The organism is Bacillus cereus group sp. BfR-BA-01379, from assembly GCF_022663605.1.
Taxonomy (GTDB): Bacteria; Bacillota; Bacilli; order Bacillales; family Bacillaceae_G; genus Bacillus_A; species Bacillus_A mobilis.
Genome location: NZ_JAKUFT010000042.1, coordinates 1 through 25320, shown reverse-complemented (window position 1 = coordinate 25320; position 25320 = coordinate 1). Strand labels below are relative to the sequence as shown.

Genomic DNA, 25320 nt, shown 5'->3' with positions numbered 1-25320 from the left:
GACACCCTCCGTAAAATCTCAATTCATACTATGTTATGCATGAATGAAGTAGGGGTGAAGAATAAATGGAAAAATATAAACATTGTATGTGGCAAAGGTAACTAGTGTGAGCCTTTTGTTTTACATATCATGATGTGCATGATTTTTTTGGCGTGAATGGTTACGGTTTTTTACTTTATGAGATCCGCTTAATGGTTCAGGTTGTCCTTTTTTTTCTTTTGCTTCACGATTGTTTTTTCCCATTGTATGTGACACCTCCTCTTTCTCTTTAGAATGAGAGAAGTTTGCAAATTTATACGAGAATGTTTTTAGAAAAAAAGGTAAAGATAAAGGGGACTAACTATTATGGAAAGGGGATTATATAATGCCATATCATAAAGATAAACAACAAGCTTTTCAAGCAGCGCAGCAAGGAGTTACACAAGCAGAAAATGCATTTAATAACATTGTAAAAAATGATCCAAACTACGGTCACGATTTAAAAGAGTTACGCCAAGAGGTTCAGGAAGCGTATGAACAAATTCAAAATGCGTTAGAAGTAGCTTCGGAAACACAACGCCCACAACTTGAGCAATACGAAAATAATCTCCAAAACATTATGCGAAATGTAGATCAATTAGAAAAGTAAATGAGATTGTTGTGTATTCGACAACCTTATTACTTTGACGAATGTTATGCTAAAACAGAAGATTTTTCTATTCGTTTTTTGTTTACTATGCGCAGTACATATATTTCAAGTTGAAAAAGTGGAAGCGAAAATGTTGCTCAGAAAAGAGTTAGAACCAACTGGCTATGTAACGTGGGAAGTACCTAATAATGAAAAGATTATTGCCATTACATTTGATGATGGACCAGATCCAACTTATACACCACAAGTTTTACATTTATTACATCAATATAAAGCAGAAGCGACATTTTTTATGATTGGATTTCGAGTGCAGCGTAATCCATATTTAGTGAAAGAAGTGTTAAAAGAGGGGCATGAAATTGGAAATCATACGATGAATCATTTGTATGCGAGTAATTCATCAGATGAAAAATTGGAAAATGATATTTTAGATGGGAAGAAATATTTTAAAAAATGGGTGAAAGAACCTTTGCTATTCCGTCCACCTGGCGGATATATTAACGATGCTGTATTTAAAACCGCGAAAGAAGCGGGTTATCAAACGGTTCTATGGTCGTGGCATCAAGACCCGCGTGATTGGGCAAATCCAGGGGTTGAATCCATTGTAAATCATGTAGTGAAACATGCTAAAAGTGGAGATATCGTATTGTTACATGATGGAGGAAATGATCGTAGTCAAACAGTAGCGGCATTAGCAAAAATTCTACCTGAGCTGAAAAAACAAGGCTATCGATTTGTAACGGTTTCAGAATTACTACGTTATAAACATTAGAAAAAATCCCAAAAGGAAATGGGCCTTTTGGGATTTTTTGTTACTGGTTCTTTTTACGCTTTTTATTATTTTGTCGCTCTTCTGGAGTTAAAGGCTCGTTTGCAAATTCTTCATTGTAACCAGCACCTTGTCCTTGTGCAGATGCCGCATTCATTCCTGAAATAGTATGATTTGCTTTTCTTTTACCCATTTTATTTCACCTCTATAACTTTTTTTGTAAGTTGAATGATGAGCAGTTCATAGTATGTATGAACTGTAAGCAAAGCGCTAATAGAGCACTTTACTTTATGGTAATAGTATTCATAAGGAGCATGAACATTATTCAAATTTAGAAACATAAAGAAAACTTATGATAATCTATAAGTTTCTTATTATTTACTTATTTAGAAAGTTGTAATAAGATATTATCGTAAGGTATTGAAAAGTTTGTCTACATTTTATATTCAGACAACTTAGTCACGTTTAACAGGGGGGAAACATAATGGTCAAACATAATCCATTTCAATCACGTGCAACTTTTGAATTAGATGGAAAAACGTATCATTATTATGATTTGAAAGCGCTTGAAAACGCAGGGGTTGGCAACGTATCTCAATTACCATATTCCGTGAAAGTTTTACTTGAATCAGTACTTCGTCAAGTAGACGGACGTGTAATTACAGAAGAGCATGTTACAAATTTAGCGAAATGGGGAACGAAAGATGTGCAAGATATCGATGTTCCATTTAAACCATCTCGTGTAATTTTACAAGATTTCACTGGTGTACCAGCTGTTGTAGATTTGGCTTCGCTTCGTAAAGCAATGGCAGATATGGGCGGGGATCCTGATAAAATTAATCCAGAAATTACTGTAGACCTTGTAATTGACCACTCTGTACAGGTTGATAGAGCGGGTACGGCAGACGCGCTTGCATTCAACATGGACTTAGAGTTTAAACGTAATGAAGAACGTTATAAATTTTTAAGCTGGGCACAAAAATCATTTGATAACTACCGTGCAGTTCCACCAGCTACAGGTATTGTACACCAAGTAAACCTTGAATATTTAGCACCAGTTGTTCATGCTGTGAAAAATGCTGAAGGTGACTTAGTTGCATACCCAGATTCATTAGTTGGAACAGACTCACATACAACAATGATTAACGGTATTGGTGTTCTTGGATGGGGCGTTGGTGGTATTGAAGCTGAAGCAGGAATGCTTGGACAGCCTTCATACTTCCCAGTACCTGAAGTAATCGGTGTGAAATTAACTGGTACACTTCCAAGTGGTACTACAGCAACAGACGTTGCATTAAAAGTAACACAAGTATTACGTCAAAAAGGTGTAGTTGGTAAATTCGTTGAGTTCTTCGGTAATGGACTAAAGAGCATGCCTTTAGCTGACCGTGCAACAATTTCAAACATGGCACCAGAATACGGCGCAACTTGTGGATTCTTCCCAATCGACGATATTTCATTAGAATACTTACGTTTAACAGGTAGAGATGAAGAGCAAATTCGCGTTGTTGAAGAATACTGTAAAGCAAACGGTTTATTCTATACAGCAGACAGCAAAGATCCAATTTACACTGATCTTGTTGAAATTGATTTAAATACAATCGAATCTAACCTTTCTGGACCGAAACGCCCACAAGATTTAATTCCACTTTCAGATATGAAAGATGCGTTCCACAAAGCTGTTTTAGCGCCAGTTGGAACACAAGGACTTGGATTTAATGAGCAAGAGTTCGATAAAGAAGTGAAGGTTACATTAGAAGATAAAGAAGTAACGATGAAAACAGGTGCAATTGCAATCGCTGCAATTACAAGCTGTACAAATACATCAAACCCATACGTATTAATTGGTGCAGGTCTAGTTGCGAAGAAAGCAATTGAAAAAGGACTTGTAGTACCTGAGTACGTAAAAACATCATTAGCACCAGGATCTAAAGTTGTTACTGAGTACTTAGATAAATCAGGTTTAACAACATATTTAGATCAATTAGGTTTCCAAACAGTTGGTTACGGCTGTACGACTTGTATCGGTAACTCTGGTCCATTAGCAGAGGAATTAGAAGAAGCAATCGCAGCAAACGATTTATTAGTAACATCTGTTTTATCTGGTAACCGTAACTTTGAAGGTCGTATTCACCCGCTTGTAAAAGCAAACTACTTAGCATCACCACCACTTGTTGTGGCATATGCACTTGCAGGTACTGTTGATATTGACCTGAAAAATGATGAAATCGGTAAAGATGCAAATGGCAATGCTGTATACTTCAACGATATTTGGCCATCAGCTAAAGAAATTGAAGATGTAGTTCAAAGTGTTGTTACATCTGAACTGTTCAAGAAAGAATATGCACAAGTATTTAACAGCAATGAGCGTTGGAACGAAATCCAAACTTCAAATGAAGCTTTATATACTTGGGATAATGATTCAACTTATATTCAAAACCCACCATTCTTTGAAGGTTTATCTAAAGAGCCAGGTGAAGTTGAAACGTTATCAGGATTACGCATAGTTGGTAAATTTGGTGATTCTGTAACGACAGACCACATTTCACCAGCAGGTTCAATCGGTAAGCACACACCAGCTGGACGCTACTTATTAGAAAACGGCGTACAACCAGTTGACTTCAACTCTTACGGTTCTCGTCGAGGTAACCATGAAGTTATGATGCGTGGTACATTCGCGAACATCCGTATTAAAAACCAAATCGCACCAGGAACAGAAGGCGGATATACAACATATTGGCCAACTGGTGAAGTAACATCTATCTATGATGCTGCTATGAAATATAAAGAAGATGGCACAGGTCTTCTAGTTGTTGCTGGTAAAGATTACGGTATGGGAAGTTCTCGTGACTGGGCTGCGAAAGGTACAAACTTATTAGGTATTAAAGCAGTAATCGCAGAAAGCTTCGAACGTATTCACCGCAGTAACTTAGTGTTAATGGGTGTGTTACCACTTCAATTTAAAGATGGCGAAAGCGCTGAAACATTAGGTCTTGTTGGTAACGAGTCATTTGAAATTCAAATTGACAAAACAGTTAGACCACGCGATCTTGTAAAAGTAGTTGCAACTGATGCAGATGGCAACGAAAAACAATTTGAAGTAGTAGCTCGTTTCGATAGTGAAGTTGAAATTGACTACTACCGTCACGGTGGTATCTTACAAATGGTTCTTCGTGAGAAAATTGAAGAGTCTAAAGTGTCGAACTAAATAATTGAAATAAACGATAAGGAAGCTAACAACTGTTAGCTTCCTTATTTTATGGAAAGGGGTGAAACCATTTGGTTTCATCCCTTTCTTTTTACTTTAAAAAAATGGAGGAAAGGTCATGAAAGAATATAAAAGAATATTGTTACCGTTACAGAAAGAAAAAATGTTAGTAATAGCAGCTGTATGCAGTGGACTCTTTGCAGCTATTTTAAACTTATCCCGTCCAATTTTCATGGGATTAATTGTAGATAACCTTATTCAACGGGAGTTAAAGGAGGTGTATCTTTACATTACTTTGTTTGCAGTTAGTCGTTTGCTGATGTGGGTGAACAATCTTTCATTTGATTATGTAAGCTCTAAAGCAAGTCAACGAATATTGCGAAAGAAGCGTATAGATGTATTGCGCCATTTTTTCTTATTACCGTTTGAAGAGAGTGAGAAGATTAAGCAAGGAGAGTTAGAGACGTTAGTTGTGTCTGATATTCCGAATTGGGTCAGATTATATGGTTCTATATTAATAGAATATATACACGCCATTGCGCAATTTATAGGTGCGTTCATAGCACTACAACATATAGATATGAAGTTTATATTGTGGGTAACTCCGTTTTTATTTTTAAGTGCAACGGTTCCGATGGTGATGGGGAAAAAGGTAAGAAATATTGCAAGCGTTGCTCAAAGCAATCAATCAAGTGTTGTAGAGATGGTGTCACAGTTTGTAAAAGGAGCACAAGATTTACGTAGTTTGCAAAAAGAAAAGTGGGCCATTCGCTTATTTAAAGGAGTAACAGCACAATCTTATAAAACAGAAGTAAAGAAGACGATGATGCAAAACTTTATTGGGGTAGTTGGGACAGTGATTGAAACAGGAGCATATATCGTTGTTCTCATTATAGGTGCGCAGAAAATAATGAAGGGAGAAATGGAAATTGGTTCACTTGTTGCCGTGTTAGCCACAATTGAAATGCTCTTTTTTCCAGTTCGTTACGTTGGTGATTTATTAATGATGACACAAGTTGCAGTCGCTTCGGCAAATAGAGTTTTTTCCTTTTTAGATAAACGAGTGGCAGATAGTAAGGTAGAAAGAGCGATGGGGATGACGGTAACAAATGTTTCATTTCAGGAGAGTGATGAAGAGAAATGCAGAATTCATAATATTGATTTGCAAATTTACCCTGGTGAACTCGTTATTATTGTGGGGGAAAGTGGTGCAGGAAAAACAACGCTTTTAAAATTAATGACAGGTTTGTATAAACCATCTAACGGTAGCATTGTTTATTATGGTAATGAGACTCGTATGACTACAGTGTGGCAAGAACCTCGTTTCTTTCGGACGACAGTAAAAGAGAATATGTATTTCGGGGAAGAGTATCTAGAAAAACAGTTAGAAAAAAATATTGAACTCGTTAATGTGAAGCCGATAATTAGGGGAATATCTGAAGGGGTTCAAACTGTGTTACATAAAAGTGGAGAAGAGTTTTCGGGAGGAGAAAGGAAACGTCTTGCATTATTACGTGCCATTGTTTCAAAGACGAATCTTATTATTTTAGATGAACCGACTGTGGGATTAGATCCGAGCAATCAAGAAACTGTTTGGGATATGATAGAAGGACTAGGAAAAGAGGTCACGAGAATTGTGGCAACACATGATGTGGAGAAAGCGATACTAGCAGATCGGGTTGTCATAATGAAAGAAGGCAGTATTGTTGCATGTGGAAGTCCTGAAAAATTAATATATAGTCATTCATTTTTTAAGAAATGTGAATAAGGATAAGAGCACTGCTCTTATCCTTATTCAGCATCATTAATTTGATACTCGATAGATTCTGAATGATTCAGATCAACGTTAAAGGTAGCAGTCATAAGGAAAGTGGCAATTCCAAGAATTAAGAAAAGGACGAATGAGACTAGAGAGACGTAGAGACAAATACGCCCTACTTTCTTTTTTTCAAGATCTTTACTAAAGAGTGAAATGATCCAGGCAATAATACCGACTGGGTATAAAAGAAAACTAAGAATATATAATGTTGTTTTTTCGAATGAATTCATAAACAATCCCCCTTTTGTTGTAGATTTATAACTACGAGAGTAAAAAGGTGAATGGGTCCATAAGAAGATAAGCAACACTTCATCTGTTTTTCTAATTATATGATAAAAAGGAAAAAATTTCACTTTAAATGAGAATATTCTAATTATTTCGACTGTGAATATTTCCAAGCTCGTCCGTATAAGCTAAAATAAGGTATATAGTATTTTGTTGATTAAGTTATAAGAAGACAAACACGTTAGGGTGATATAAAATGTGGCGGAAGTTTACGATTATTGTAGTGTTACTTTGTTTAGCCGGATATGCAGCTTATGAACAGTTTGGTAAAAACGATCAGGTGGTACAAGGGAAGCAAGAAAAAAGTGAAGCTGCTATGAAAGAGATGATTGCAAGTAATGGTATTGAAATAGGGAAGAGTGCACCAGATTTTGAATTAACAAAGTTAGATGGAACGAATGTAAAGTTATCAGATTTAAAAGGAAAGAAAGTGATTGTAAACTTTTGGGCAACGTGGTGTGGACCGTGTCAGCAAGAAATGCCTGATATGGAGGCTTTCTATAAAGAACATAAAGAAAACGTAGAAATTTTAGCAATAAATTATACGCCTTCAGAAAAAGGTGGGGGAGTAGAAAAGGTAAGTAATTTTGCTAAGGAAAAAGGAATTACTTTTCCTATTTTATTGGACAAGAACATTGATGTGACAACAGCGTATAAAGTAATTACGATCCCAACTTCGTATTTTATAGATACGAAAGGTGTCATTCAAGATAAGTTTATTGGACCGATGACGCAAAAAGAGATGGAGAAACGGATTGCTAAATTAAAATAACGGCGAAAAGGTAGAGGTGGAAAGTTACCATTTCTACCTTTTCTTTTTCATGTAGTGATAGCAGCATGTTATGATAAAGGAAATATAAACGTTTAGAGGTAAAGGAGTGTTTGGAGTGGGGAATATATCCTTACCGTTAGATTATGTTGTAATTGATTTTGAAACAACAGGATTTAACCCTTATAATGATAAAATTATTCAAGTCGCAGCGGTGAAATATCGTAATCATGAACTAGTAGATCAATTTGTTTCCTATGTGAATCCAGAGCGTTCAATTCCGGACCGAATAACGAGTTTAACAGGTATTACAAATTATCGTGTTTCAGATGCACCGACGATTGAAGAAGTATTACCTTTATTTTTAGCATTTTTACATACAAATGTAATTGTCGCTCATAATGCATCGTTTGATATGCGTTTTTTGAAAAGTAATGTAAATATGCTTGGTTTACCGGAACCTCAAAATAAAGTGATTGATACTGTGTTTTTAGCAAAGAAATATATGAAGCACGCGCCTAATCATAAACTTGAAACGTTAAAGCGAATGCTTGGCATTCGTTTAAGTTCTCATAATGCATTTGATGATTGTATTACTTGTGCAGCTGTTTATCAAAAATGTGCATCTATTGAAAAAGAAACAAACAGGAAATCGGATACGGAAGTACTTGATGAAACAGCAGTATATGAGGCAGTAAAAAAGATACTTGTACGAAATAAACGTGATATCGAATGGGTTCGTTGTATGAATGTAGGAAGCTATTTAGATATAAAAGCTTTTTATCCAGTTATGAGAGTAAAAGTAAAAGGGCGAAAGAAATACGTATTAACAGAGATATTAGAAGATGATGTGAAAGAAATATGTACGAGTTTAAATTGTGAACCGGCGTTAAAAAGTGAAGTTGGTAATACGAGAATTATGCTTAATAGCTTAGAGGATGTCCTGAAATTAGAAAGTTATATTTTAGAACAATATGATTTCGTACTGCAAGCGCTAAGTGAGTATAAACAAAGTGAAATGAATGCAGATGAAAAGTTAAAAGAGTATTTAAATATGATGGTATAAAAAACTCCGTGTACGGTTTATTGTACACGGAGTTTTTTTAGGAGTACTAAAACATAAAATTTTCTTGCAAATCTGATTAAAGAGTTTTTCATTTGCTCATACTATTTATAGTAAGAATGCGAAGGAGAGAGGGTGAACAGCATGAGAAGAAGTCGCCGTAAATCATTTGACGAACTTGTGAAAGAAAATAAACAACAATTATTAAGCGATCGTGATGCAATCGATCGTATCGAAGAGCGTATTGAAAAACGTTATGAAATGAAACTTTTTAAGCAAGCTGAATAATTCTTAACACTAGTACGATACTAGTGTTAAGGAGGCGATAGTAATGGGTAATCCGAAAAAGAATTCAAAAGACTTTGCACCGAATCATATTGGGACACAATCAAAAAAAGCTGGTGGCAATAAAGGAAAGCAAATGCAAGATCAAACAGGTAAACAACCGATTGTTGATAACGGTTAAAAAGGGAGAATGTTGTCATTCTTCTTTTTTGTGAAGGATTTTTAATAGTAAAAAAGGGCTGACTTTTGTCAGCCCTTTTTCGTAATTGTAAAATTTTCAACGAGTAAACGCCAATTTTGCGGGAATGGTAAACCGATCTTCCAGTAACTAATACCACCAATGCCTTGTTCTTTCATTAAGTTGAATTTACTTTGAATAGATCTCGAATCTTCAAACCAAACTTCATGTTGTACGCCGTTTTCGTCAAAGTAATTGAAATGTGGAGCCTGAGCTGTGAAATCATAGCGGATAGGAACATTGTATTTACGAGCTAGTGCAACAGCTGCGACAGAGCTAACTGCTTTTGCTGGTGGATTCCCTTGTTTGAACGGAAGTTTCCAATCGAATCCGTATAAATTTTGCCCCATCATAATTTTTTGGGGAGGCATTTGAGATTTTGCGTATTGGAGTACTTCTTTTACAGGACCGATAGGAGAAATAGCCATCGGTGGTCCGCCTTGCCAACCCCAGTCGTATGTCATAATAACGACGAAGTCAACAATTTGTCCTTGTGCTTTATAATCGTGAGCTTCGAAAAATTTCCCTTTTTGATTTGAACTTGTTTTCGGTACAAGCGTTGTACTCAATGTGTATCCGTTAGGTAATCGTGTTTTCACATTTCGTAAAAAACGATTATACGCTTCGCGATCTTCAGGTGCCACGCTCTCGAAATCAAAATGAATGTCTCGCATACCGTACTTCTCAGCTGTTCGCAAAATGTTTGTAATAAATTTGTTTTGAATTGTTGCGTCCCGTAAAATAACTGATGTCAGATCGGCACTGAAATTTCCATTTTCAATATTTGTAATAACGAGCATAGGGATGGTTTTGCCTTGCGTTGCAATATTAGCGATTTTAGCTGTTTCAGTCGGTTCTTTTAACGTACCATCTCTTTTTGCCTCGAAACTGAAATAAGCTAAGTATGTTAAAAATGGATTAATAGCACGCGTAGCAGTAACTAAACTTTCTTTTATTGGTATAGTTGAAGGTTGTAAATAAGCGATGGATTCTACTGCTCGTTTTGTCCCTTTCGGTATATATAATTGCTGTCCGACATGGAGAATGGATTTTAAAGATAAATTATTCACTTTAGCTAAGCTAGCGAGAGGAACGTTATATGTTTGAGAAATTCGATAGAGGCTATCGCCAGGCTGTACATAATAATTATTTCCTTTCGTATTTACGATTAGTGCCTGACCAACGACGAGTGTTTCAGATGGATTTAATCCATTGTCTTTTACTATTTCATCAGGTGTTGATCCATATTTTGATGCCAAGCTATATACGCTATCACCGCTACGAACAGTTACAATTTGAATCATATGCTTGCTCCTTTCGGTAAAAGATTCACTGTTTTTATTTTATTTTTGATTCCGCTGTATTATGATTAAATGTATGCAAGGTAGCAGAAGTGAAAGAAGGCGAATAGAAATGTTTGTAGCAGAACATGAAGTTGAAATCCGTTATGCGGAAACAGATCAAATGGGTGTTGTTTACCATTCAAACTATTTAGTGTGGCTGGAATTAGGTCGCACGAAACTTATACAAGATTTAGGATTTTCATATGTTGAAATGGAGAAAGAGGGGATCATTTCTCCTGTGTTAGACTTGCAAATTTCATATCGTAAAGCGATGCGCTACGGTGAAAAAGCAATTGTGAAAACGTGGGTGGACACTGTGAGTCCGCTTCGTGTTGTATATGGTTATGAAATATATAACGGTGATGGAGACCTTTGTATTACTGCAACTACGACGAATATTTGTGCGAAAAAAGAAGGGTTCAGGCCCGTATCATTTAAAAAGTTATATCCTGAGTGGTATGCGAAATATGAGGAAATTAAGAAAAAATAAAAAAAGTGTGGCTTCTGCCACGCTTTTTTTATTTTTCATAATTAAATTGCGGGAAATCATCACCGTCGTTAAATGTAACAGATAAATTATGTCCATCGAAGAACCACTCATCATCGCCTTCAATAAAGAAGTTAATACCTTCTTCTTGAGTTTGAACAGCAGGATGTGCAGGATCATCTTTACGAATACCTAAAGAAAGTCCTTTTTGCACAGTACTGCAACCGCCGTATTGTACGAAAAGGCGTAGTGTTTCACCCGATTGTAAGTTTAATTCGCTTTTATACCATTGTGCTGCTTCTTTTGTTACGGAAAGATTCATGTATAGTTCCTCCAAATTATGTTGCTTTTTCTTTAGTATAAAAAATAACGCAAAAAGACGCTATTAATATGCTTCACGTTTTCTTTTTGCGTTATGTGGGTTACGATCTTATTTTTGCTTTTTTGAAAAGTTTGCTTTCGGTTCAGTTTTATTTATAATTCGTCCGATATTTGCACGGTGTTTATAAATAACCATACCTGCTAATAAACACATCGCAATAATGAAGATTTTATCCCCGCTAACAATGGATGCAATAACAGCAACGACGGCTGTTACCATAGAAGAAAGTGATACGTATCTTGTTGTAAATAAAAGGCTGAAAAAGACAACAGCTAATATTGCAAAAACAACTGGTGAGTAGCATAATAGTACGCCAGCAGAAGTTGCAACAGCTTTACCACCACGGAATTTTGCGAAAATCGGATACACATGTCCAAGAACAGCTGCTAATCCGAACCATAGTGGGTGAACATCTAATCCGAAAATAATCGGTAGGCTTGTTGCTAATGTACCTTTTAAAATGTCAGCAATTGTAACGATAAAACCTGCTTTTTTCCCTAGTGTGCGGAATGTATTTGTTCCGCCTAGATTACCGCTTCCGTGCTCTCGAATATCGATTCCGTAGCCGATTTTTCCAACGACTAGTGCGAATGGAATCGAGCCAAGTAAGTAGGCAACGATAAATAAAAGATATGTAGTAACCATAAGTTCAGTCTCCTTTATTCAAATGTGTTGATAAAGGGTAAAAAGAGTTTTTCCCGTATATTGTACCATACATTTGTAAAGAGCACATTTCTTTTTTGTAAATGAAAAATTCATTATTTCGTGAAAAAAATTTCACAGGAATGTTACATTTCTCACAGAAACACCAAGACTATATGTAGTAACATTTTAATCAAAAGACAACAACATATTGGTGGAGGGTTATAAATGTTACAACGAAATGTACGTGGAGAAGAATTAATGAGAGTGTTTGAGACGATTGTCCACGGTAGTGAGCAAGATTTAATGCAAGAAAATGCAAATGTAGATGGCCGTTCTCCGATGGGAGTAATGGGAACGTTCGCATCAGAGAGTGCGAAATATTATGCAGTTGAAAATTTATTGTCAGATCAAGTGAAAAAAGCAATAAATCAAAATATATTATATCCACATGACTTAGATTTTTATGCGACAGGAACGACGACTTGTTCGCAAATTCCGTTAGCGCAAATGCTTGTGAATGGTTTTCATACCGGACATGGACATATGAGACAACCGCAAGACATTAAAAGTGCATTGGCTCTTTCGTCTATTATTTTTCAGGCGAATCAAAATATGCAGCATGGTGGTCAATCGTTTGCACTCTTTGATATTGATTTAGCTCCTTATGTGAGAAAAACAGTAGCGAGACATAAGAAACGATTACAGGCGTACCCGCTTACGAAAGAACAAATAGAAGAATTTGCATGGAAAGAAACAGAAAATGATACGTATCAGGCGTGTGAAGCTTTCATTCATAATTCAAATAGTATGCACAGTAGAGGCGGGGGACAAGTACCGTTTATTTCTATCAATTATGGAACAGACACATCAAAAGAGGGGCGGTTATTAGTTAGACAGCTTTTAAAAGCGACACAAGCCGGTCTTGGTAAAGGAGAAACACCAATTTTTCCTATTCAAATTTTTAAAATGAAAAAAGGTGTGAACTTTGAAGAGTGTGATCCGAACTATGATTTATTTGAATTAGCGTTAGAGACAACGGCTGAACGATTATTCCCTAACTTTTCATTTTTAGATGCGCCATTTAATGCAGTACATTATGACGGAAGACCAGAAAGTGAAGTATGTTACATGGGATGTCGTACCCGTGTTATGTCTAACATACATGGAGAAGAAACAGCGATTGGAAGAGGCAATTTATCATTTACGTCTATCAATTTAGTGAAATTAGCGTTAATTAGTGGTTCAAAAGAAGCGTTTTTTGAAGCGTTAAATTATTACTTAGATTTAGGAATTAAGCAATTATTAGAGAGATTTGAGTATCAATGTACGAAGCGAGCAAGAGATTTTAGATTTTTATATTCACAAGGTGTATGGCGCGGTGGAGAAAAGTTACAGCCTGAAGATTCTGTAGCATCTATTTTAAAGCAAGGGACGTTAAGTCTTGGTTTTATCGGTCTTGCGGAGTGCTTAGTAGCTTTAACAGGAAAGCATCATGGAGAAGATGAAGAATCATGGAAACTCGGGTATGAAATCATTTCCTTTATGAGAGATAGAATGGATAAAGCGACGGAAGAACATGAACTGAATTTCTCAGTAATTGCAACTCCTGCAGAAGGGTTATCAGGGAAGTTTGTGAAAAAAGATAGAGAAGAATTTGGTGTGGTTAGCGGCATAACGAATCATAATTACTATACGAATTCATTCCATATCCCAGTTTATTATAACATTCAAGCGATAAATAAAATTCGTTTAGAAGGACCTTTCCATGCCTTATGTAACGGGGGACATATTACGTATATTGAGCTAGACGGAGCAGCTATGCATAACAAACAGGCGTTAAAACAAATTGTGCGAGCGATGGCAGATCATGGCGTTGGATACGGTTCAATTAATCATCCTGTTGACCGTTGTAAGTGCTGTAGTTACCACGGGGTTATTGGTAATGAATGCCCAAGCTGTGGAAATGGAGACGAGGCTAATATAGAAAGGATTCGCCGTATTACAGGCTATCTTGTAGGAGATATGTCGAAGTGGAATAGTGCCAAACGCAGTGAAGAGATGGATCGGGTGAAGCATAAATGAAAGTGATGAACATCATTCATGATAGTGTAGTAGATGGAGAAGGGTTGCGGACAGTCGTGTTTTTTGCGGGCTGTCCGCATCGTTGTTTCGGTTGCCATAATCCGAAATCGTGGAATATTTGTAATGGAACTGAAATGACAGTAGAAGAAATTGTGAAAGAGATTGCAAGTAATCCATTAACTGATGTAACATTTTCAGGTGGAGATCCATTTTTCCAAGCTACTGAGGTGAAGAAAGTAGCACAAGCAGTGAAAGATTTGAAAAAAAATCTATGGATGTATACAGGTTATACGTTAGAAGAGATACAGAGTTCTCAAAATAATGATATGATAGAGTTGTTACATTATGGGGATGTTTTAGTCGATGGAAGATTTGAAATCGAGAAAAAAGATTTAACACTTCCATTTCGCGGAAGCTCCAATCAACGTATTATTCGATTGAAAGAGTAAAAAGGCGGGATAGATGATATGAATAAAACAGTATTACTTGTTGAAGATGAAAGAAGATTACGTGAAATCGTTAGTGATTATTTTCGTAATGAAGGCTTTGAAGTAATCGAAGCAGAAGACGGAAAAATAGCGTTAGAATTATTTGCAGAGCATGAAATTGATTTAATTATGTTAGATATTATGTTACCAGAAATAGATGGCTGGTCTGTTTGTAGACGAATTAGAAAAGAATCAGCAGTACCTATCATTATGTTAACAGCACGTTCAGATGAGGATGATACATTACTAGGGTTCGAATTAGGTGCAGATGAGTACGTAACGAAACCTTTCAGCCCGAAAGTGTTAGTAGCTCGCGCGAAGACGTTATTGAAACGTGCGGATGGCGTGGTAGGAGTAGCAGAAGAAAATACTATGTCTTTAGCTGGAATAGAAGTAAATCGCCTATCTAGAACGGTGTTAGTAGATGGAGAAGAAATTATATTGACACATAAGGAATTTGAACTTCTTGTTTATTTAATGGAGAACAAAGGAATTGTGTTGTCACGTCAACATTTATTAGATCAGTTATGGGGATATGACTACTACGGTGATGACCGAACGGTAGATACTCATATTAAAAAACTACGAAATAAACTAGGAGATAAGGCGAAGCATATCGGTACTGTTATTCGAGTGGGTTACAAATTTGAAGAATAACCTTGAAATTACTATGTACTTTGGCTTTGGGATATAGCAAATTTATACTCTCTTTTGTAGGTGGAATGTACAAAAAATACTTTTCTTGTCTACAATGATAGATAAGAGTATTTTTTTAATTGGATTTCACGATGAGTTCACAAGAAGGACACAAACTGTGACTATACTGAAAGTACGAATTCACCAGAGAGGGGAAATAAAACATGGGATATTACGACGGACCGAATTTAAATGAAGAGCATAGTGAAACGAGAGAAGTGAGAAAATCAGGCGGTAAAAAAGGTTATTTTTTCACAGGTTTAGTCGGAGCGGTAGTTGGAGCTGTCACAATTAGTTTTGCAGCACCATATATGCCATGGGCTCAAAATAATGGAGCGGCCGTATCATCATTCAGTTCGGATTCAAAAGTTGAAGGTACTGTAGTTCCTGTTGTCAATAAAGCAAAAAATGAAACTGATTTACCTGGTATGATTGAAGGCGCGAAAGATGTTGTTGTAGGTGTTATTAATATGCAACAAAGCATTGATCCATTTGCAATGCAACCAACAGGCCAAGAACAACAAGCTGGTTCAGGATCAGGTGTTATTTATAAAAAAGCAGGAAATAAAGCATATATTGTAACAAATAACCACGTAGTAGATGGTGCAAATAAACTTGCTGTAAAACTAAGTGATGGTAAACAGGTAGATGCAAAGCTTGTAGGGAAAGACCCTTGGTTAGATTTAGCTGTTGTAGAAATTGACGGATCTAACGTAAATAAAGTTGCCACTTTAGGTGATTCAAGTAAAATCCGTGCTGGTGAAAAAGCAATTGCAATCGGTAATCCACTAGGATTTGATGGAAGTGTAACGGAAGGTATTATTAGTAGTAAAGAACGTGAAATTCCAGTAGATATTGATGGGGATAAACGACCAGATTGGCAAGCGCAAGTTATTCAAACAGATGCAGCGATTAACCCAGGTAATAGTGGTGGTGCGTTATTTAACCAAAACGGTGAAATAATTGGGATTAATTCAAGTAAAATTGCACAACAAGAAGTTGAAGGAATTGGATTTGCTATTCCAATTAATATCGCAAAACCAGTTATTGAATCACTTGAAAAAGAAGGAGTAGTGAAACGTCCAGCTCTTGGTGTAGGTGTTGTTTCATTAGAAGATGTGCAAGCTTATGCAGTAAACCAATTGAAAGTACCAAAAGAAGTAACAAACGGCGTTGTATTAGGTAAAATTTACCCAATATCACCTGCAGAAAAAGCTGGTTTAGAGCAATATGATATTGTAGTAGCATTAGATAATCAAAAAGTAGAAAATTCACTTCAATTCCGTAAATATTTATATGAAAAGAAAAAAGTAGGCGAAAAAGTAGAAGTTACATTCTATCGTAATGGTCAAAAAATGACGAAAACAGCTACTTTAGCAGATAATTCAGCTACAAAGAATCAATAATTGAAATAAAAGAAAGTCTCTTTCATATTGAAAGAGACTTTCTTTATCGGCTATACTAAAGGAATAGGAGGGATAAATTATGACAATTGAAAACCCAACTCGTACGGAAATTGGTGAAGTATTAAAGAAAAGCAAAACGATTGCAGTTGTTGGATTATCGGATAAGCCAGAACGTACATCGTATATGGTTTCAAAAGCAATGCAAGATGCTGGGTATCGCATTATTCCAGTGAACCCAACAGTAGATGAGGTGCTTGGAGAAAAAGCCGTTTCTTCGCTAAAGGATATTAAGGAACATATTGACATTGTAAATGTATTCCGCCGTTCAGAATTTTTAATGGATGTTGCGAAAGAGTTTGTAGAGATTGATGCAGACGTTTTTTGGGCACAATTAGGAGTACAAGATGAAGATACATATAAACTGTTAAAAGAAAAAGGCTATACTGTAATAATGGATCGTTGTATTAAAGTAGAACATGCGATGACAAAATAGTATAAATTTAAAGTAGAAAGATTGATTCAGCCCTCATTATAGGAAAGTAGGGCCGATGAACGAGGTGTTCATCATGAGATTTTTTAAAGGCTGTTTTTGGGGATTATTACTCGTTATCCCATTTTGGATATTGATCATTTGGATCATGATAAAGGTTTGGAATGTGTAATCTTGGCATACATATCCATTTCTCGTTGACAAACGATTATTTTTCTGAAATAGTAGCCTAGAGGAATCCTTGTGAAAAAAACAAGGATTTTTCTATTGAAAATGGTATATAAAAGAGATAAGATAACTTGCCAAAACTATAGTCGAGGCGTTATTCTATAATAGAAACATATGTTCTGATTTGATTAGGAAAGGGGCAAGGAGTTTGGCGAAGCATCAGTTCCAATATAATGAAGATGCAATTCAAGTGCTAGAAGGACTTGAAGCCGTTCGAAAACGCCCGGGTATGTATATCGGGAGTACGGATAGCCGTGGATTGCATCATTTAGTATATGAAATAGTAGATAACTCCGTTGACGAAGCGTTAGCGGGATTTGGCGACGAAATTTCTGTCGTAATACATAAAGATAATAGTATTAGCGTTATAGATAAAGGGCGAGGAATGCCTACGGGAATGCATAAACTTGGGAAACCTACACCTGAAGTTATTTTAACTGTACTTCATGCTGGTGGTAAGTTTGGTCAAGGTGGTTACAAAACGAGTGGTGGTTTACACGGTGTTGGGGCATCAGTTGTAAATGCCTTGTCAGAATGGTTAGTAGTAACGATTAAACGTGACGGAAATATTTATGAACAACGCTTTGAAAATGGCGGTGTTCCTGCAACGACGCTTGAGAAAATCGGGAAGACGAAAGAGTCTGGTACGACAATGCATTTTAAACCAGATACAACGATTTTCAGTACAACAAATTACAATTATGAAACACTTTGTGAGAGATTACGTGAATCTGCATTCTTATTAAAAGGGATGAAAATCTCAATAAAAGATGAGCGAAATGATTTAGAAGATGTCTTTCATTATGAAACGGGAATCGAAGCTTTCGTTTCATACTTAAACGAAGAGAAAGATTCAATTCATCCGGTAGTATATTTTACTGGTGAACAAAACGGAATTGAAGCAGAGTTAGCATTCCAGTTTAACGATGGCTACTCAGAAAATATTCTTTCTTTTGTAAATAATGTACGTACAAAAGATGGTGGAACACACGAAGCTGGGTTTAAGACAGCAATGACTCGTGTGTTCAATGAGTATGCTCGTAAAGTTTCACTATTAAAAGAAAAAGATAAAAACTTAGAAGGTACAGATATTCGTGAAGGTGTAGCGGCTATCGTTTCTGTACGTGTACCAGAAGAAGTACTTCAGTTTGAAGGACAAACGAAGGGAAAACTAGGTACAAGTGAAGCTCGTTCTTCAATTGATGCCATTGTATCAGAGCATTTAGCTTACTTTTTAGAAGAAAACCCGGATGTTGCTACACTTCTTGTGAGAAAGGCAGTTAAAGCAGCGCAAGCACGTGAGGCTGCTCGCAAAGCGAGAGAAGAAGCACGTACTGGTAAAAAGAAAAAGAAATCAGAAGGTACATTAAGTGGTAAGTTAACACCTGCACAATCACGTAACCCGCAAAAAAATGAACTGTACCTAGTGGAGGGTGACTCTGCCGGTGGTTCAGCGAAACAAGGCCGAGACCGACGTTTCCAAGCGGTATTACCATTACGTGGTAAAGTAATCAATACAGAAAAAGCAAAACTTGCTGATATCTTTAAAAATGAAGAGATTAATACAATCATTTACGCTATTGGCGGTGGTGTAGGGAATGAATTCGCTGTTGAAGATATTAACTACGATAAAGTCGTAATTATGACCGATGCCGATACAGATGGTGCGCACATTCAAGTATTGTTACTAACGTTCTTCTACAGATATATGAAACCACTTATCGAAGCTGGCAAAGTATTTATTGCACTTCCTCCTTTATACAAAGTAAGTAAAGGAAAAGGGAAAAGTGAAGTAATTGAGTATGCATGGTCTGATGAAGAATTAGATGGTGTAACAAAAAAGGTCGGTAAAGGCTACATGTTGCAGCGTTATAAAGGACTTGGTGAAATGAATGCCGATCAATTATGGGAGACAACTATGAATCCTGAAACACGTACGTTGATTCGTGTGAAAATTGATGATGCATCAAGAGCGGAGCGCCGAGTTACGACATTGATGGGTGATAAAGTAGAACCTCGTCGTAAATGGATCGAACGAAATGTACAATTTGGTATGCAAGAAGAAGGAAATATTTTAGAAAATGAAATGATTATGGAGACGGAGGTGGAATAACATGCAGGCAGAGAAGTTTCATGACCTCCCGCTTGAAGACGTGTTAGGTGACCGCTTTGCACGTTATAGTAAATATATTATTCAAGACCGCGCGCTTCCAGATGCGCGTGACGGTCTAAAACCTGTACAAAGACGTATTTTATATTCTATGTATGTAGAAGGAAATGTACATGATAAAGCATTTCGTAAATCAGCTAAAACAGTCGGTAACGTTATTGGTAACTACCATCCACACGGTGATTCCTCTGTATATGAGGCGATGGTACGTTTAAGTCAAACTTGGAAAGTACGTAATGTTTTAGTTGAAATGCATGGTAATAATGGTAGTGTGGATGGCGATCCAGCAGCGGCAATGCGTTATACAGAGGCCCGTTTATCACCAATCGCATCTGAGTTATTACGTGATCTTGATAAAGAAACAGTAGAATTTGTGTCAAACTTTGATGATACGAGTGAAGAACCAGTTGTATTACCGGCAATGTTCCCAAACCTATTAGTGAACGGATCGACAGGAATTTCAGCTGGTTATGCAACAGAAATTCCTCCGCATCACCTTGGAGAAGTAATTGATGCGACGATGATGCGTATTGATAAGCCGAATAGTACGGTTGATGATTTATTAACAGTTATGAAAGGCCCAGATTTCCCGACAGGTGGTATTATTCAAGGGATTGATGGTATTAAAAAAGCGTATGAAACAGGAAAAGGTAAAATTATTATTCGCGGAAAAGCGGAAGTTGAAACAATTCGCGGTGGTAAGCAACAAATCGTTATTACAGAAATTCCGTATGAAGTAAATAAAGCGAACCTTGTTAAAAAAATGGATGAATTACGTCTAGATAAAAAGCTAGATGGAATTGCTGAAGTGCGTGATGAGACTGACCGTACTGGTCTTCGTATTGTTGTAGAGTTGAAAAAAGAAGTAAATGCTGAAGGTATTTTAAATTATTTATATAAAAATACAGATTTACAAATTCCATATAACTTCAATATGGTTGCGATAAATAATCGTCGTCCTACACTTATGACATTACCAAAAATTTTGGATGCATATATTGGACACCAAAAAGAAGTTGTAACAAAGCGCTCTCAGTATGAATTACGAAAAGCAGAAAATCGTCAGCATATTGTTGAAGGTTTAATGAAAGCATTATCAATTTTAGATCAAGTAATTGAAACGATTAGAGCTTCTAAAGATAAGCGTAATGCGAAAGATAACTTAAGTGCTAAATTCGGCTTTACAGAAGCACAATCAGAAGCAATCGTTTCGTTGCAATTATATCGTTTAACAAATACAGATATTACAGCACTAGAAAAAGAAGCGGATGAATTAAGTGCAAAAATTGCAGAATTACAGTCGATTTTACAAAGTGAAAAAAGACTTCTTCAAGTTATTAAAACAGATTTGAAGAGAGTAAAGAAAACATATAGTGATGATCGCCGTGCTATTATTGAAGACCAAATTGAGGAAATTAAAATCGATGTGGAAGTGATGATTCCGCAGGAAGATGTCATCGTTACTGTAACGAAAGAAGGATATGTGAAACGAACAGGTTGGCGTTCACATAATGCATCGAACGGGAAAGACTTCGGTATGAAAGAGGGTGACATCTTACTGGAGCGATTCGATACGAATACGACAGAGACAGTCCTCTTATTTACGAATAAAGGAAACTATATATATCTGCCAGTATATGAAATGCCAGAAATCCGTTGGAAAGATTTAGGTCAACACGTTGCGAATCTCGTTTCACTCGAGCGAGATGAAATGATTATCTGGGCGACCGTCGTACCGAATTTTGAAGAAGAAAAACGATTTATCGTATTTGTAACAAAGAATGGCATGATTAAGAAAACAGAATTAAACCAATATAAAGTACAGCGTTATTCAAGGGCGTTTGTTGCTGTAAACTTGAAAAAAGATGATGAAGTAGTAGATATATTTGCAACAGATGGAACGAGTGATATCGTTCTTGCAACCTATGGTGCATATGCACTTATTTTCCATGAAGATGAAGTAAGTCCAGTTGGTGTAAGGGCTGCTGGTGTGAAAGCCATTAATTTAAAAGAAGATGATTATGTCGCTTCTGGTAAACCGTTAAATGGTGAAAAAGATCAACTTATTCTCGTAACGCAGCGGGGTGCTGTAAAACGTCTAAAAGCATCAGAAATTGAAAAATCAACGAGGGCGAAGCGAGGTCTTGTTATTTTCAAAGAGTTAAAACGTAATCCATACCGTATTGTCGGTATTGAAATTGTTCGAGACGATGAACTAGTTTACATGAAGACAGAGAAGCACATCGTAGAAGAAATTGATCCGAAAGCGTATCGAAATAAAGACCGGTATAGTAACGGTAGTTTAGTACTAGATGTTAATGATACTGGTGAAGTTATTGAAACGTGGACGAAAAAACGACCGAATTAAAAAAAGCATCTTGCTATGAATAATGGCAAGATGCTTTTTTCTAGGCAAATTATTATGTCCATAACAATAATCTTGTTATAATAATTGAATGAAATCGTTCTCATAAAGTGAAACTTTAATCAGTGAGTGTTTTCTTTATCCCGACTGATTATTAGTTGAAGCCGGACAGATGGAGGGGCAATATGAAAAAAATAGGTGTAGGGATTGTAGGATTTGGTTTTTCTAGTACAACATTTCACATCCCATTATTACAAACGATAGAAGAATACGATATTCGTGCCGTATTATCTTCAAAAGAAGAAGTAGTAAAAGAAACATTACCGAATGCTAAAGTTGTTAGTACAATTGATGAATTGGTGAAGCGAGCTGATATTGACTTAGTGGTCATTACTTCACCGAATACAACTCATTTTCCATATGTAAAAGAAGCAATTTTACATGGTAAGCATGTAGTTGTGGAGAAACCATTTGTTGTTTCAATTGAAGAAGGGAAAGAGCTTATTTCGTTAGCAGAGCAATATAATGTGGTATTAAGTGTATATCATAATCGTCGTTTTGATAATGATTTCTTAACGATAAAGAAATTGTTAGAAGAAAATAGAATAGGGAATTTATACGCATATGAAGCGCATTTCGATCGTTTTCGTCCGAATGTGCGTGATCGCTGGAGAGAAAAAAACTTACCAGGATCAGGAATATTATATGATTTAGGCTCGCATTTAATTGACCAAGCATTATCATTATTTGGGAAACCAGATGCGATAAGTGCAGATGTAATCAAACAACGACCAGGTGCAGAAATTGATGATTACTTCCATGTTATACTTCATTACGGTGTGAAACGTGTCACTTTACATAGTAGCAGTTATGTTAAGCAAGCAGGTCCACACTTTACACTGCATGGAGACAAAGGTTCTATCGTGAAATACGGTATGGATTCACAGGAGGAACAATTAAAAAATGGAATGAAGCCAGGCGATAACAGTTATGGAGTAGACGCTGAAGAGAACTTTGCTACTTTAGATGCTGAAGAAAAGCTAGAGCGTATTCCGACAGAAGTTGGCTGCTATGACATGTATTATAAAGGTGTAAGAGATAGTATTGTAAATGGCGAGAAACCACCTGTAACAGCACAAGAAGGCTTAGAAGTTATCAGGCTTATTCAATTAGCGATTGAAAGTAGTGAAACAGGTAGAGTTATCACTGTAAAATAAAAAAAGACACGAATTTCGTGTCTTTTTTTATTGAGAATATGTGAATAGGGAAAATTATTTAGCCTAATCGTTTGTCATACATTAACTGGATTTGTATGCCGTATGGATCTTCAATAATACCATACGCTTCACTAAAGATATTTTTTTCTAGTGGAGAGATTACCTTCACGTTCTTATCGGAAATTAAATTATTATAAAATCTTTGTATTTCTTCTAAATTAGCGCTTTGAATGCAAAGTGACATATTATTTCCAACGTTATAACGTTCAGTAGGATTCATTGTATCTTCTGCTATCATTAGCTTTGTATTCCCAATTTGTAAAACAGAGTGAGCAATATGATCCTTATTTTCACTTGTTATTTTAAAAGAACGATCTCTTTTCGCCAGTTCTTCATACGTAACAATCATTAACTGCTTAGCTTCTAAATTGCGTGTATAAAAATTAATTGCCTCTTTTGCATGCCCATTCATTGAAAGAAAAATAGCTATTTCTAATGTCATACATATACAACTCCTTTATTAGTTAATAATTATAATATAGACTAAAAAGGTTTCAATACATGACACCTTTCGGGAGGGAAATATGAAAAAAACGGAACGAATTAATGATATGCTTATTTTCTTAAATAATAAAAGGCATTTTAATTTAAAGGATTTAATGGTTAGATATGCTATTTCTAAAAGTACAGCTTTACGAGATATTCAATCATTGGAAGAAATAGGTGTACCATTATATTCTGAATTAGGTAGAAATGGAAGTTATAAAATTATAGAAAATAGTGTGTTATCGCCAATTTATTTTAGTGTGGATGAAATGTATGCGTTATATTTTTCGATTCTTACACTAAATGGATACAAGACGAAACCATTTAATATAGAAAGTATTGCACTTGAAAATAAATTTAAACATGTATTACCTGAAAATGTGAGTAAAAATATTTCAATTATGGAACGAACACTTTCTTTTGAAGTAACAAATCATAGTAATTTTAGTCCGTTCTTAAAAGAAATTTTACAGGGGATTTTTGCTGAGCGAGTTTATCATTTAACATATTTAAAAAAAGATGTGGAGAAAGTAATGGTAGCTCAATTTATTCGAATCGAATCTAAATTTGGCCAGTGGTATGCTAAAATCTTTAATTTTGAGACAAATCATGTTCAAATCATTAGATGTGATAAAATTCTTTCTATTGAGGAAACAAATAATACGAATTCAAAAACTCTTGAAGAATTGTTAAGTTATCTTACTACTTTTCATAGAAAGCCTGATGCAACTGATTTTAGTGTCATTGTTAATCAAAAAGGAAAAGACATTTTTGATAAAGAGAATTATCCTTCCATGAAGATACAAAAAGAAAATGAAAATTACATGATAACAGGCTATTTTAATAAACAAGAAGTTGATTTTATATCGAACTATTTTCTGAATTTCGGAGAAACGATTATCTCCATTCAGCCTGTCATGCTAAAGGAGCTAATCTATAATAAGGTATTATCTATAAAGCAGCATTTAACTTCTTTAAGATAAAGTTAGTTTGAATCATTTTTTGACATGAAAAAGCCCTTGAGATTTAAATAGCTAAAGGGCTTTTTTGTGATGTTATTTGTTCTTTAGAAACATTATTTTTCTGGGATGGACAGTCCATAAAAGAACATCGTAACGATATCTTGTATATGTTTTTCGCGATCCCCTTCAAGAAGCTGTGCTCCAAAATCATCACCTAATTTAGTGAACATTTGAATGTATAGCAACATCATTTCTTTAGTAAGGTGAGGATTAATTTCATTTTTTTGCTGTGCTTGTTCTAATATTTCTAAATACCAAGGTAGGATTTTTTCGTTTTGATAACTATAAATAAACTCTCGGAGCTCTTCATCTCTTTGCATCATTTGTAGTAACATATCTGGCTGAAATAACCCACCAGTATTCATTTTTCTTACAATCATTTTTTGCATCATATCATGAAAAGGTAGTTTTTCCGCTGCAAGATCTTTATAATATTGAAATTCAGATATAATAAACTCTTGTATAAGCTCTCGAAATAGCGCATCTTTACTTCCGAAATGATTATAAATGGTAACTTGAGAAACGTTTGCTTTTTTTGCAATATGTTCTATTTTCACTTCATTAAATCCACGTTCTGAAAATAATAAGAAGGCGGCCTCTTTAATGGCACGTTTTTTCTTTTCTTTCACTTTTTCAAAGCCGTTCAATGCAATCACCTCAATTAAAATATACAAGAAAAAATAATGGAA

Annotated in this window: 26 protein-coding genes; 18 read left to right on the top strand and 8 right to left on the bottom strand. The window is 35.7% G+C overall.

Annotation, left to right across the window (positions count from 1 at the left end; translation table 11 throughout):
* Positions 1-120: 120 nt before the first annotated feature.
* Positions 121-243, bottom strand: a complete 123-nt coding sequence (locus tag MR113_RS16625) for a small acid-soluble spore protein P (protein WP_000517650.1) — start codon at positions 241-243, stop codon at positions 121-123.
* A 121-nt stretch (positions 244-364) separates the two neighbouring features.
* On the opposite strand from MR113_RS16625, the gene MR113_RS16620 reads away from it, so the two are divergent.
* Positions 365-628 (top strand): hypothetical protein, encoded by a 264-nt coding sequence (locus MR113_RS16620; RefSeq protein ID WP_001146295.1) that lies wholly within the window; start codon positions 365-367, stop codon positions 626-628.
* A 46-nt stretch (positions 629-674) separates the two neighbouring features.
* Positions 675-1400 carry a polysaccharide deacetylase family sporulation protein PdaB gene (gene pdaB / locus MR113_RS16615; RefSeq protein WP_242255608.1) on the top strand — a complete coding sequence of 242 codons (726 nt, stop codon included), beginning with the start codon at positions 675-677 and terminating at the stop codon, positions 1398-1400.
* Between the two features lie 40 nt (positions 1401-1440).
* Here the strand turns inward: pdaB and sspO are convergent, their stop codons facing one another.
* Positions 1441-1590 carry an acid-soluble spore protein SspO gene (sspO, locus tag MR113_RS16610; RefSeq protein WP_242255606.1) on the bottom strand — a complete coding sequence of 50 codons (150 nt, stop codon included), beginning with the start codon at positions 1588-1590 and terminating at the stop codon, positions 1441-1443.
* Positions 1591-1881: 291 nt separating this feature from the next.
* Here sspO and acnA point away from each other — a divergent pair, with 291 nt between their 5' ends.
* Entirely contained in the window at positions 1882-4605 is a 2724-nt protein-coding gene (gene acnA / locus MR113_RS16605; RefSeq protein WP_242255604.1) for an aconitate hydratase AcnA, read from the top strand.
* 118 nt (positions 4606-4723) lie between these two features.
* On the top strand, positions 4724-6373 hold the full coding sequence (locus MR113_RS16600) for an ABC transporter ATP-binding protein (RefSeq protein WP_242255602.1): 1650 nt from the start codon (positions 4724-4726) through the stop codon (positions 6371-6373).
* A 23-nt stretch (positions 6374-6396) separates the two neighbouring features.
* Here the strand turns inward: MR113_RS16600 and MR113_RS16595 are convergent, their stop codons facing one another.
* Positions 6397-6654 carry a hypothetical protein gene (locus tag MR113_RS16595; protein WP_242255600.1) on the bottom strand — a complete coding sequence of 86 codons (258 nt, stop codon included), beginning with the start codon at positions 6652-6654 and terminating at the stop codon, positions 6397-6399.
* Positions 6655-6905: 251 nt separating this feature from the next.
* Between MR113_RS16595 and MR113_RS16590 the strand changes: the two genes are divergently transcribed.
* The 4 genes from MR113_RS16590 (at position 6906) to sspN (ending at position 9007) form a co-directional block, all read left to right on the top strand.
* Complete coding sequence (locus tag MR113_RS16590) at positions 6906-7481, top strand: TlpA family protein disulfide reductase (RefSeq protein ID WP_242255598.1); 576 nt, start codon at positions 6906-6908, stop codon at positions 7479-7481.
* A gap of 115 nt (positions 7482-7596) precedes the next feature.
* On the top strand, positions 7597-8544 hold the full coding sequence (locus MR113_RS16585) for a 3'-5' exonuclease (RefSeq protein WP_242255596.1): 948 nt from the start codon (positions 7597-7599) through the stop codon (positions 8542-8544).
* A 141-nt stretch (positions 8545-8685) separates the two neighbouring features.
* Positions 8686-8829 carry an FbpB family small basic protein gene (locus MR113_RS16580; protein ID WP_001254697.1) on the top strand — a complete coding sequence of 48 codons (144 nt, stop codon included), beginning with the start codon at positions 8686-8688 and terminating at the stop codon, positions 8827-8829.
* 43 nt (positions 8830-8872) lie between these two features.
* Positions 8873-9007 (top strand): acid-soluble spore protein SspN, encoded by a 135-nt coding sequence (sspN, locus tag MR113_RS16575; protein ID WP_000527987.1) that lies wholly within the window; start codon positions 8873-8875, stop codon positions 9005-9007.
* 68 nt (positions 9008-9075) lie between these two features.
* Here the strand turns inward: sspN and MR113_RS16570 are convergent, their stop codons facing one another.
* Positions 9076-10368: a glycoside hydrolase family 18 protein gene (locus MR113_RS16570; RefSeq protein ID WP_097842929.1), complete on the bottom strand. Its 1293-nt coding sequence runs from the start codon at positions 10366-10368 to the stop codon at positions 9076-9078.
* Between the two features lie 109 nt (positions 10369-10477).
* On the opposite strand from MR113_RS16570, the gene MR113_RS16565 reads away from it, so the two are divergent.
* The gene (locus MR113_RS16565) at positions 10478-10897 is read left to right on the top strand and encodes an acyl-CoA thioesterase (protein WP_000495809.1); all 420 of its coding nucleotides are present in this window, start codon (positions 10478-10480) and stop codon (positions 10895-10897) included.
* A 28-nt stretch (positions 10898-10925) separates the two neighbouring features.
* On the opposite strand, the gene MR113_RS16560 is transcribed toward MR113_RS16565, so the two are convergent.
* Together MR113_RS16560 and plsY are read right to left on the bottom strand one after the other, a co-directional pair.
* A complete protein-coding gene (locus tag MR113_RS16560; protein WP_097819587.1) occupies positions 10926-11216 on the bottom strand; it encodes a HesB/YadR/YfhF family protein in 291 nt (96 codons plus the stop codon).
* A 108-nt stretch (positions 11217-11324) separates the two neighbouring features.
* Entirely contained in the window at positions 11325-11921 is a 597-nt protein-coding gene (gene plsY / locus MR113_RS16555; RefSeq protein ID WP_000258967.1) for a glycerol-3-phosphate 1-O-acyltransferase PlsY, read from the bottom strand.
* A gap of 225 nt (positions 11922-12146) precedes the next feature.
* Here plsY and MR113_RS16550 point away from each other — a divergent pair, with 225 nt between their 5' ends.
* The 8 genes from MR113_RS16550 to MR113_RS16515 all read left to right on the top strand — a co-directional run bounded on the left by MR113_RS16550 (position 12147) and on the right by MR113_RS16515 (position 23063).
* A complete protein-coding gene (locus MR113_RS16550) occupies positions 12147-14003 on the top strand; it encodes an anaerobic ribonucleoside triphosphate reductase (RefSeq protein ID WP_242255593.1) in 1857 nt (618 codons plus the stop codon).
* A complete protein-coding gene (nrdG, locus tag MR113_RS16545; RefSeq protein ID WP_061679916.1) occupies positions 14000-14452 on the top strand; it encodes an anaerobic ribonucleoside-triphosphate reductase activating protein in 453 nt (150 codons plus the stop codon). The genes MR113_RS16550 and nrdG overlap by 4 nt, the downstream gene beginning before the upstream one ends.
* 18 nt (positions 14453-14470) lie before the next feature.
* A complete protein-coding gene (locus tag MR113_RS16540) occupies positions 14471-15148 on the top strand; it encodes a response regulator transcription factor (RefSeq protein WP_001044678.1) in 678 nt (225 codons plus the stop codon).
* Positions 15149-15351: 203 nt separating this feature from the next.
* Positions 15352-16593 (top strand): S1C family serine protease, encoded by a 1242-nt coding sequence (locus tag MR113_RS16535; RefSeq protein WP_242255591.1) that lies wholly within the window; start codon positions 15352-15354, stop codon positions 16591-16593.
* 79 nt (positions 16594-16672) lie between these two features.
* A complete protein-coding gene (locus MR113_RS16530; RefSeq protein WP_242255589.1) occupies positions 16673-17086 on the top strand; it encodes a CoA-binding protein in 414 nt (137 codons plus the stop codon).
* A 373-nt stretch (positions 17087-17459) separates the two neighbouring features.
* Positions 17460-19424, top strand: coding sequence for a DNA topoisomerase IV subunit B (gene parE / locus MR113_RS16525; protein WP_242255587.1), 1965 nt, complete (start codon positions 17460-17462; stop codon positions 19422-19424).
* 1 nt (position 19425) lies between these two features.
* A complete protein-coding gene (parC, locus tag MR113_RS16520; protein WP_242255585.1) occupies positions 19426-21849 on the top strand; it encodes a DNA topoisomerase IV subunit A in 2424 nt (807 codons plus the stop codon).
* Positions 21850-22031: 182 nt separating this feature from the next.
* Positions 22032-23063: an oxidoreductase gene (locus MR113_RS16515; protein WP_242255583.1), complete on the top strand. Its 1032-nt coding sequence runs from the start codon at positions 22032-22034 to the stop codon at positions 23061-23063.
* Positions 23064-23121: 58 nt separating this feature from the next.
* On the opposite strand, the gene MR113_RS16510 is transcribed toward MR113_RS16515, so the two are convergent.
* Positions 23122-23565 carry a VOC family protein gene (locus MR113_RS16510; protein WP_242255581.1) on the bottom strand — a complete coding sequence of 148 codons (444 nt, stop codon included), beginning with the start codon at positions 23563-23565 and terminating at the stop codon, positions 23122-23124.
* An 82-nt stretch (positions 23566-23647) separates the two neighbouring features.
* On the opposite strand from MR113_RS16510, the gene MR113_RS16505 reads away from it, so the two are divergent.
* Complete coding sequence (locus MR113_RS16505; RefSeq protein WP_242255579.1) at positions 23648-24592, top strand: helix-turn-helix transcriptional regulator; 945 nt, start codon at positions 23648-23650, stop codon at positions 24590-24592.
* Positions 24593-24684: 92 nt separating this feature from the next.
* On the opposite strand, the gene MR113_RS16500 is transcribed toward MR113_RS16505, so the two are convergent.
* Positions 24685-25305: a TetR/AcrR family transcriptional regulator gene (locus tag MR113_RS16500; protein WP_242255643.1), complete on the bottom strand. Its 621-nt coding sequence runs from the start codon at positions 25303-25305 to the stop codon at positions 24685-24687.
* Positions 25306-25320: the final 15 nt, after the last annotated feature.

Coding starts and splice junctions, on each gene's coding strand:
- MR113_RS16625 (WP_000517650.1), bottom strand. CDS start 243: ATGGGAAAAAACAATCGTGAAGCAAAAGAAAAAAAAGGACAACCTGAA.
- MR113_RS16620 (WP_001146295.1), top strand. CDS start 365: ATGCCATATCATAAAGATAAACAACAAGCTTTTCAAGCAGCGCAGCAA.
- pdaB (WP_242255608.1), top strand. CDS start 675: ATGCTAAAACAGAAGATTTTTCTATTCGTTTTTTGTTTACTATGCGCA.
- sspO (WP_242255606.1), bottom strand. CDS start 1,590: ATGGGTAAAAGAAAAGCAAATCATACTATTTCAGGAATGAATGCGGCA.
- acnA (WP_242255604.1), top strand. CDS start 1,882: ATGGTCAAACATAATCCATTTCAATCACGTGCAACTTTTGAATTAGAT.
- MR113_RS16600 (WP_242255602.1), top strand. CDS start 4,724: ATGAAAGAATATAAAAGAATATTGTTACCGTTACAGAAAGAAAAAATG.
- MR113_RS16595 (WP_242255600.1), bottom strand. CDS start 6,654: ATGAATTCATTCGAAAAAACAACATTATATATTCTTAGTTTTCTTTTA.
- MR113_RS16590 (WP_242255598.1), top strand. CDS start 6,906: ATGTGGCGGAAGTTTACGATTATTGTAGTGTTACTTTGTTTAGCCGGA.
- MR113_RS16580 (WP_001254697.1), top strand. CDS start 8,686: ATGAGAAGAAGTCGCCGTAAATCATTTGACGAACTTGTGAAAGAAAAT.
- sspN (WP_000527987.1), top strand. CDS start 8,873: ATGGGTAATCCGAAAAAGAATTCAAAAGACTTTGCACCGAATCATATT.
- MR113_RS16570 (WP_097842929.1), bottom strand. CDS start 10,368: ATGATTCAAATTGTAACTGTTCGTAGCGGTGATAGCGTATATAGCTTG.
- MR113_RS16565 (WP_000495809.1), top strand. CDS start 10,478: ATGTTTGTAGCAGAACATGAAGTTGAAATCCGTTATGCGGAAACAGAT.
- MR113_RS16560 (WP_097819587.1), bottom strand. CDS start 11,216: ATGAATCTTTCCGTAACAAAAGAAGCAGCACAATGGTATAAAAGCGAA.
- plsY (WP_000258967.1), bottom strand. CDS start 11,921: ATGGTTACTACATATCTTTTATTTATCGTTGCCTACTTACTTGGCTCG.
- MR113_RS16550 (WP_242255593.1), top strand. CDS start 12,147: ATGTTACAACGAAATGTACGTGGAGAAGAATTAATGAGAGTGTTTGAG.
- nrdG (WP_061679916.1), top strand. CDS start 14,000: ATGAAAGTGATGAACATCATTCATGATAGTGTAGTAGATGGAGAAGGG.
- MR113_RS16540 (WP_001044678.1), top strand. CDS start 14,471: ATGAATAAAACAGTATTACTTGTTGAAGATGAAAGAAGATTACGTGAA.
- MR113_RS16535 (WP_242255591.1), top strand. CDS start 15,352: ATGGGATATTACGACGGACCGAATTTAAATGAAGAGCATAGTGAAACG.
- MR113_RS16530 (WP_242255589.1), top strand. CDS start 16,673: ATGACAATTGAAAACCCAACTCGTACGGAAATTGGTGAAGTATTAAAG.
- parC (WP_242255585.1), top strand. CDS start 19,426: ATGCAGGCAGAGAAGTTTCATGACCTCCCGCTTGAAGACGTGTTAGGT.
- MR113_RS16515 (WP_242255583.1), top strand. CDS start 22,032: ATGAAAAAAATAGGTGTAGGGATTGTAGGATTTGGTTTTTCTAGTACA.
- MR113_RS16510 (WP_242255581.1), bottom strand. CDS start 23,565: ATGACATTAGAAATAGCTATTTTTCTTTCAATGAATGGGCATGCAAAA.
- MR113_RS16505 (WP_242255579.1), top strand. CDS start 23,648: ATGAAAAAAACGGAACGAATTAATGATATGCTTATTTTCTTAAATAAT.